The following is a 261-nucleotide window of genomic DNA, read 5'->3' as shown; positions in this document are numbered from 1 at the left end:
ATAAAAAACCTAAAATCGTATATGAAATCCATATTTCTTTTTATTCCAATAATTTTTATGCCTGGAAAGAATTTTATAAAAAGTATAAATTTTTAGGAAAAAATTTTTCATTTCCAATTTTAAAAAAAAAATTAACTTTTAATAAATCTCCACATATTGATAGTAAATCTAAAGATCAATATGAGACTCGTTTTTATAAAGGATTGTTAACATTAACAACAACTAATCCAAATTTTGATGAAAAATTAAAAAAATTATTTT

1 protein-coding gene is annotated in these 261 nt (G+C 18.4%); it reads left to right on the top strand.

Annotated features, from left to right (window positions below; translation table 11 throughout):
- Positions 1-261 (top strand): 30S ribosomal protein S10 (locus ACK41V_RS23600; protein ID WP_409786126.1); only part of this gene is annotated, 261 nt, incomplete at both ends.

Source organism: Acidovorax sp., assembly GCF_046291265.1.
Taxonomy (GTDB): domain Bacteria; phylum Pseudomonadota; class Gammaproteobacteria; order Burkholderiales; family Burkholderiaceae_C; genus Acidovorax.
The sequence above is the reverse complement of the archived record's forward strand: the minus strand, read 5'-3'. Positions and strand labels throughout refer to the sequence as shown.